The sequence below is a fragment of the bacterium genome, assembly GCA_026416715.1.
In the GTDB taxonomy this organism is placed as follows: domain Bacteria; phylum UBP4; class UBA4092; order JAOAEQ01; family JAOAEQ01; genus JAOAEQ01.
The window spans coordinates 1-8,856 of sequence record JAOAEQ010000016.1; the positions used below are offsets into that span (position 1 = coordinate 1).

The 8,856-nt window shown below is 38.2% G+C and carries 5 protein-coding genes and 3 pseudogenes; all 8 read right to left on the reverse strand.

Features of this window, described 5'->3' with window-relative positions; translation table 11 throughout:
• Positions 1-106: 106 nt before the first annotated feature.
• Entirely contained in the window at positions 107-2,218 is a 2,112-nt protein-coding gene (locus N3A72_08015; protein ID MCX7919540.1) for a hypothetical protein, read from the reverse strand.
• Between the two features lie 655 nt (positions 2,219-2,873).
• Complete coding sequence (locus N3A72_08020) at positions 2,874-4,619, reverse strand: right-handed parallel beta-helix repeat-containing protein (protein ID MCX7919541.1); 1,746 nt, start codon at positions 4,617-4,619, stop codon at positions 2,874-2,876.
• Positions 4,620-4,855: 236 nt separating this feature from the next.
• A complete protein-coding gene (locus N3A72_08025; protein MCX7919542.1) occupies positions 4,856-5,650 on the reverse strand; it encodes a LamG domain-containing protein in 795 nt (264 codons plus the stop codon).
• Positions 5,651-6,153: 503 nt separating this feature from the next.
• Positions 6,154-6,291, reverse strand: a pseudogene (locus N3A72_08030) (prepilin-type N-terminal cleavage/methylation domain-containing protein).
• Between the two features lie 486 nt (positions 6,292-6,777).
• Positions 6,778-6,867, reverse strand: a pseudogene (locus N3A72_08035) (prepilin-type N-terminal cleavage/methylation domain-containing protein).
• Between the two features lie 256 nt (positions 6,868-7,123).
• Positions 7,124-7,336 (reverse strand): prepilin-type N-terminal cleavage/methylation domain-containing protein, encoded by a 213-nt coding sequence (locus tag N3A72_08040; GenBank protein ID MCX7919543.1) that lies wholly within the window; start codon positions 7,334-7,336, stop codon positions 7,124-7,126.
• A 511-nt stretch (positions 7,337-7,847) separates the two neighbouring features.
• A pseudogene (locus N3A72_08045) lies at positions 7,848-7,934 on the reverse strand (prepilin-type N-terminal cleavage/methylation domain-containing protein).
• Positions 7,935-8,051: 117 nt separating this feature from the next.
• On the reverse strand, positions 8,052-8,856 hold an 805-nt coding region (locus N3A72_08050), incomplete at its 5' end, for a hypothetical protein (protein MCX7919544.1).

Genomic DNA, 8,856 nt, shown 5'->3' on the forward strand with positions numbered 1-8,856 from the left:
CCGCTTGCTCAAATAACGGAACCCGGTCTCCTTCTTTATGTTGGTAGGCGAATAGAATCCGATCTCGAGATTGCATAAATTATAGTTGCTCGCGGTCGATTGAAATTTATTGGTGTCTATCCCAATTTTCTACGGTTGCAGGAACTAGATAATCCACAACTACCCCGTTAATCAACAGTTTACTTCCTTGCATCGTTTTAGTTCCATTAGCGGGAGCAAGAACTAGCACAACTGCAGAATCCGCAGGAATCGAAAAATAGGTCACCCCGGTTACATTCTGCCGTAAAAAAGTATTCGATACACAATCCCATAAATCTTTCGGCGAAGTTCCAACATCAATCTGAACCGACGTAGCGGTACTGAATGGGTTGTAGTATAAATATGTCGGATAGGCGGAATCGTGATAATAATCAGTTTTTAAACAATCTAACTGTAAAATATATTGATTATTCGTTGTTGAAATTATTCCACCAAATATCCCAACATGAGCGGAACCATAAAGCCCGAAATCAGTCTTAACTCCGTATGGGTATCCGGAAATACCATCTCCCATACTATACGGACTTACACTCAATTCTGACATAACAAAAATCGCATCTATATACAGTGTATCTAACATAGTGTTTCCGCCCGTGCGATTATTATCCTGTACTCGAATATAAATCCTTCCGCTAAGATTGGATGGTAGGCTATTCCAACGTAATTGACTCGGTGAACTGTTACTGATGGTAAATAAAGTAATAAATGGTCCTGCTGTAGATGTCGAATAAGAAAACACAAAACCGGAATCACTATCGCCCCCATCACTATAATATGCATTTACAAGGATGGTATGCGAGGTTCCAACAGGTAACGTCATATCCCAGATATGTTCTAATTGATCATTACTACCTACCACTGCTTCTTTCAAAACTTCATATTGGTTATCCGTTTGATATTGTTGTGTATTGATATAGTTTCCAGATTCAATCGTTCCATACCGATGTAAATAATCTGAATCTACTAAAACCTGTTTCCGACCATATTTTCGAAACCCTTCATATCCTATACAATAGTTAGGATCGTACACATCCGCCCACGCTTTGGAAGACTGATGTGCTGAATCTAATGAATTTGCATAAAAGAACCGAGAGGCATTTGCCGCATTCAACATCCATTTTCCGATAGCCCGCGCATAGCGATCATCATAGCGAACAATCGGAACCAGTGCACCTGCCATATGATAAGTATTCATCGCAAAACCATATCCTCCTCCATCAGTATTTCCTCCTATCAATCCATGAACGTCATATCCAGCCCAAGTATCTGCAATGACGCCAAAATACGGTCGAGCATCGCTTGAATAGCATAAACACCAATTAAGGAATTTTTCAAGATTATAATTCCGACCTAACTCTGCATTCATTCTAGCAGCTAAATAAGCACCATAAGGGAGCAAACATTCATAGAACGGATTAGTTATTCTATTGTGTAAAAATTGCATACCCCAATCTGCAGTGGTTAATCCGGTATATAACGTCTTACCGCTTTTTACGTAGGCCATATAGCCAAGCCAAGCAATTCCCGCTGCTGCATCTGGCTCTTTCCATAACCCATTATCTACCGGGGTCAACGTTGAAAACCGAAATGCAGTATGGTCGTAATTCGGAATACCGGAGTTTCCTCCCATAAAATAACTCGCAAGATACCAGCGATTCGCAATCGTATAAAACATATTATCAGTTGTTCCTAAACTTGGATAATAATAGGCTAATTGATAAAACAAAATATTGGGAAAAATCTCGTACCAAAAAGATTGTCCGGTAGTGGTATTACTTCGATTTAAAACTAGATTTTCGCCATTATCTTTATTAAAATAATTTTCTTGCATGATTACCCAGTTCATTCCATTTTGGTTACTCTTGTCAATTCCGATGAGAGTCGCACCTAATACAGCTCCCATACAATTAATTGATTCATGATTATTCCTAGTTGTCCACGAAGCTGGCCAACCAACATACGACGGCTGGCCAAATACTACCCGTTTATAATTCGTCGAAGTCCTATCCCACCAAATTAAGGGGAGATACTGACCAGTAGTATTAAAATTAAATACAAACGCATCATAATCAAGGGCAACTTGTTTCCAATTCCGCATCTGAAACGGCTGCGGTATATTTGGCATCAACTCGACCCGCGGTAAAGTAATTTGAGCGGTATAACTCCAAACTACTAACACTATGAAAAATAAAACTCCTATGAAACTAATCCTTCGAATTTTAATTAAATTGTGCATTTAGGTCTCCTTTCAAAGTATTGATAATTCTATAAAGTAAAAGCAATTGAAAATTTGTCTGTATATCGAACCCTAACAATAAATTTCCTTTCTATTAAAATTCACTATTTGTTATCGCAAACGCACTTAATTCTGCAGGCACTCGGCTGAAATGTTAGTAAACAACACTGTCAATAAAGAATTTCGTACTATTCTCAATTTCTTAGTTCCACTTGCCAAAGTGATAACTGCAACTACTGCAGAATCAACGTGAATCACAAAACTAGTGGTACCTTTTACATTTGTTTTTAACAATCAACTATTACACAAAATAATTTAATGTTCTCTGTCCCAATCTTGTATCTTGTATTTGATAATAAAAACTCGGAATATTCGGCATTAACTCAATTTGTGGAATATTAACCTGCGTAGTATCGTTGGTGATACAATTATGAAGACCAAAACAAATTTTATGATTTAGTGATAGTTAATATACTATATAATTTGAATGTTCATTCAATGCTAATCTCTTATTTCGCTCTGATAGAAAAAGGGTGGTAGTGAACTAAATTATTTTCCATTACCACCCAAAATTTTCTCATATTCGAACTTTAACTTCTTATTCAAATTCAAACCTTATCCATTCTGCTATAGGAACTCCAGTTGCTGGAAACGCGGTTTGCTCTTCATAAGCGCCAATATCCGGAGATGTCCCTATTGGCCGGGGACGCGGATTTCCGTCAAAATCATTAGGTATTCCTAAATTAATCCCTCTATACAATGCAGGTGAATTCGTCTGAAGATGGAAATCACCTGTTCCAGGACCACTAGAAGCCCCTACAAATTTCGGGTCTCCCGGATAATATGATATACTCCCAATATTAATAGCGCTACCAGTATAAATGGTATCAATGTTGTATAGCAGATTCGCAATCCCACTGATATTCACCGATGAATTGTTATAAGTTTGAAATGCGACCGAAGCACCGGAAAATATACAGTTATTAATAATCACATCGCCGCCGGTTCGAATCCATTCACTATGCACTGCATTTCTGGTATTTTTAGTAGTTGTCACAAAATCGCAATGGTATGCTCTGACATTTGCCCCTTCAATCCATAACTGATCTTGACCTTCGTCAAAAATACAATTGATAATGGTGGTTTCAGACCAACTCCGCATTCGAGCTAACGCTCTTGCATTTCCTGAACCATCAACGAATTTTGACCGTTCAATATACACAACACTATACCCACTATCCACATTATTAGTGTTCAAATAAATCTGGTACGAGGGGAAAGACTGACATTTATTCATAATAAATTCGCATTGTGAAAAATAGGTATTGCAATTTCCTTCCATATCCCAGGTAACAAAACCGCTATCCCGATTTTCATTAAATTTACACCGTATCGCAGTCACTGCAGATAAATAATACTGACCGCCTACACCAAATCCGCTGATTGTGTTCCTAGAGAATTCCGAATCCGCAAAGTAGAAAGAACATGGGGTATTGTCTCCTGCAGGAACATATGCATAATAGAATCCGTATTCTCGATTATAATTAACGATGCAAGAAGTTAACGATATTGTTATCCCCGGTCCCATACATAAAATACCTAATCTACCATTATTTAGTATCGAATTGGTCACAGTGATTACCGAACCCTTAGCATTATTCGCAGCATCATTGCCTGCTCGGATATTATCCCAATAATTGCCCGAAATCGTTGAATGAGATACGGTTACATTTGCCTGTTTCAACAACCAAATTCCAACTTGACCTTCATTCATAATCATACTGTTGGTTATGGTGATATTAGAGCCATCTAAGGTTTGCGCTACTACTCCAACCTGATTATTGGTAGATAAACAATACTGCATGGTTAACGTCCCTCCGCCGCCAATCACAATTCCTCTTACTGCGTTATTAATTATAGTTGAATTACTAATTGTCATTGCACCGGAACCATTAAAATTTATCGCTCCAGGATTATTACTATTAATCAGAGATCTAGTTATTGTTACAGTAGCTGCACCAGGAATATTCAGTCCCCAACCCAATGTCTTATTAGAAAAAGTACATCCTTGGATTGTTACATTCGCACTACTATAGATTGAAATTCCCTGACCAGAAACACCGCTAAACAAAAGATTCTGCAAAGTAACGGTTGGAGTATCTAAAATATTACACTGATTTACTATGGATACCCCAGAAACAGTTCCCTGAATCGATAGATTCTTATTAATATCCATCGTCGTGCTATTGCAATAATTTCCTGCTACTGTAATTTGAATGGTATCTCCAGAAATAGCAGCAGTAATCGCATCCGGAATATCCGAATAGGGCACAGGTACAGTCAAAATCGCACCTGTACTTAAAGAAGTTAGAAAAATAACCTTAAAGCATATTATTGCCCACAATATATTAATTTGTCTCATACACATTTCCCCCTTTCATTTTGAAAAAAATAGTTTAGGTTCAAATAATAGATAATAATTAATAATGTGAGGATTCCAATGTAAGAAGAAACACGGTGGTGAATAACTATTCACCACCGTATAGCCTTTCCAACATATTCAGGTAGCTGAATACTGGTTTATTCCGCTTCAAAATTAACCAATTCTACGGGAACGAATTCAGTCCGTTCAATATTTGAAAACCGCAGTTCATCAACTCGTCCCCGTAAAGGCATTAAATTCGATGTGGGTGGACCACCTGGAACCCAAACTCGACCTAACACAGCAGCAGTGAATGATAGATGTTGATATTCACTCGTTACCGGAGTTCCACCTTGAATTGTCGGAACACGTACCCCATCTACATAGAATTTTACTTTATCAGCAGTATCAGTTGCAGCTGAATTATACACAATTGCGTAATGGTGCCAGCTATCATACATCTTTGGAACAACACAGTATGCCCATTGATTCGCTGAACCATCGTACACATTTAACTGCATATAATTATTGATATCGCTCCCAGCATTTCGTAACTGATAAATAGCTCGACCTGCAGCTAAATCCAGCATACAGTTAGTAAATTCTACACCACTATCTGATGCATATAGGTAATACCACGCTTCAACGGTATGCGGAGTTGGAATAGTACTAATTGAACCAGGATTAACTTCACACCCGTTAATATTTCCACCCGCTCCAGATAAACATTGCCCCCATCCTGCTTGTGATGCAACAAATGTTGGATTAGCGTAACCAGCTATTGTCGACATACTCACGGTATAAGTTGTATCCCCACTATTTGTTAGGTTACCATCTAAATGCAAAAGTAAAACGGTATTTGCATCTTTAATATATGGACCGGGTGGTGGACCAGCAATTGCTATCGTAGCTAATACTGCTGTAATCAAACTTGTAATGACTACTTTGTTCATTATTATCCCCCCTTTCTCTTCGAGATTATTTTCATAAAGTTAAAACTTGGTATGAAACAAAAAATAACATAATAACATGATCATTATGAGCCATATCCAGTTCCTAATTGTTTAAGATTACCAGGAACAAGACGAAATATTCTTCCCTTGCTAATAATTCCATTTGATGGGTCGTATTCGATACCATCGGTTTCAGCCCAATATTGTGATGCGGCAGCATAATCTCCTAGGGTTGGTCCCCATGGACCCCAACTAATTACTGCACCCCATCTTCCAGAATAGATACCTTGCCAAGTATCCTCTCGTTTGACCCAAATATATATCGGTTTCAAAGTATAGGGGTCAATATAAAACCGTTCATTACCGAAAATATCGTTTGGTAAAGAACTCATATATGATATCGGAGTAGTAAGATCTCTCAAACGATGACTATACGGATAATCGTTATAATCGACAAAATATGATTCTAAAGAGTTTATCAATTCACGTTCTTCCTTATTGCAACGAGATACCTTCGACCGGGTTTGTGCAGCTAAAAAGTTTGGAATTGCTATTGCAGCTAATATCGCTATAATCGCTACCACTATTAATAGTTCAAGCAAAGTAAATCCCTTATTTCCACCCAAATAATCTTTCTTCATTTCATAAGCTGTTTCTAGTTATGGTCCCCAGCGACTTATATCACCTCGGCTAATGGTTCCATTAGTCGGGTCGTATTGTTTAGTTACTGGATACCAATCAGCGCCATCATAAATCCTATCCGGTCCAATCGAATGTATACACCAATCCTGTGAAATACCTTCGTATACCCAAACATTATAATTATATACTGCGGTGCCGAAGGTCATATCCCAGTTTTTATAATGGAAATATTGATATATATCAGGCACATTCGGATAAGGAAAAGTATCTTTGGGAACTGAAGCTAGATATGCTACCGGAGTAGTCAACGGTACATAATTTTGAATATGGGTACCTCCGGTCCATAAAGGTGAAAAATATGCTTGTCGAGTATACGTATCCGGTGGATACATATTATTATCAACATCATACGATTCTAATGCAATCGCTAAACTGCGCATATCTGCTTTGACTCGCGATACTTTCGACCGGGTTTGTGCAGCTAAAAAGTTTGGAATTGCTATTGCAGCAAGAATCGCAATAATGGCGACAACGATTAATAATTCAATTAAAGTAAATCCAAAGTTGAGTTTCAATATATCTTTTTTCATAATTGTATCCCTTAATAAATATATCTCATTGAGGTAATGTATCTTCCAATTTCAACCCGCCAGGAACAAACCGTTGAATTCTGCCCGGACCCATGATTCCATTAGTTAGGTCATATTCCATATTTCCAATATTGCGAACTAGAACTAGGAAAATTCGGACAAATATAAACACTGCTATTCCCAAAAAAATCGTTTGACAAAAATGTTAGGTATGCAATCGGTGTTGTTAAACGAGTTAGTCCTATCTGAAACCACGTACCACACCATGTTTCTGGATAGACATTATTATCAGTATTATAATATATGCTTTTCTAACGCAGTTATTTGCAATTGTAACTCTGCTTGGGCTCATAATACTTTCTTTTGTTCGGGTCTGCGCAGTCAAAAAATTTGGAATCGCTATGATTGCGACTACAATTAACAATTCGATTAAAATGAATCCTTTCTTAAGCATCCGAATTTCGGTATTATAAAAATTATGGACCCACTCTAAAAATATTACCTGGGCTTACCGTTCCATTGGTTGGATCATATAGCAAATACGGTGCTGGTGGCCAACCGGTATCTATCCACATATTATCCGGTCCAGGACTATATATACTCCAAACCACATTCGGTCCCGCTTCTGGAATAAAGTACATGATATTTTCTTTTTGTCGGTCATAACAAAATGTTCCTAACATATATTCACGGGGAAAATTATGCGTATACCACGGATTATCTGTTAAATGTTTCCCAACTTGAAATGGGTCACTTGGTAAACTGGTAATATATGCTATCGGAGTGGTAATCTTGTTGGTTAGTTTTCGGCAATAATCTCCGTTATACGGCCAAGTCCAAACTCCAGCATTTGGACCATCCCAAGGATACATCGTATTATCGACATGATACGACTCAAGCGCAGTAGCAACAGAGGTCATATCTGACTTCACCCGAGATACTTTGCTCCGTACCTGTGCCATGAGAAAGTTTGGGATTGCAATTGCAGCTAATATTGCTATAATTGCAACTACAATGAGTAGTTCAATTAAAGTAAATCCGCTTTTAAACATACAAATCCCCCTTAATCAACACGTTAAAAAGTCAAAAAATAAAATAAAATAGTAATTATCTGCACTATTTATTTACTAAAACACTCTCTACTTTATCTTATTTCAAATTACTTTAACTTATTCATACAATTCCCAATGTATCGCGAAGGTTGGTTCCATAGTTGAATCGTGAACTAGCTGAATATCGCGCGAATTCATATCCGCACCGGTTGGTGGTGTATATTGGGAGCCACCGATAAATGTCTGCTTGGTATAATTGTCATCAATCAGCAATGGTTCGCAGCCAAATTTAAATCCTATTGATATCGCGGAAAGTAAGTTTCCACCAGGTTGACGAGCAGTATCAACACTGGAAACGATATCTGACCAGGATAACCGCGCTTCAATAACTCGGTTATGTGATGTAAAACTTCCGCCAGTTGCTACGGTTCCATTTGCAAACGGTGCAAGCACTAACCCCGCATCATTATTAACTCGTGCAATATACAAATCATTTCGACCTAATGAACTGAATCCAAACCACGGATTGAAATCACCAATACTTGGCGAGGTTCGATTATCATTATTATTATCCAAATCTATCCAGAACGAAATGCCATCAAACGCCCATGGTGCAGCGGAATATAGTGACCCATTTGCCGCTTCATTTTGTGTCGTATCACCAGCAGTCTCTTGCACAAGGATATAGAGATAGCTGGCATCCCAAGCGAACTTTACATCACACGCCAACTTACCGCCGGTAGTAGATGCGCTGAAATCACAGTGGATTGCGATACTGGTGGTTGACGACCAGTCACTCGGATTCCCATCAATGGTTAATGTAGTACATCGCGAAGCAGGGATAACCAACGCTGATGAAGGAAATCCTGCAGGATACCGTTTCCCTTTTGAAAACCGCAGTTCCTGTCTCTTATACACATCT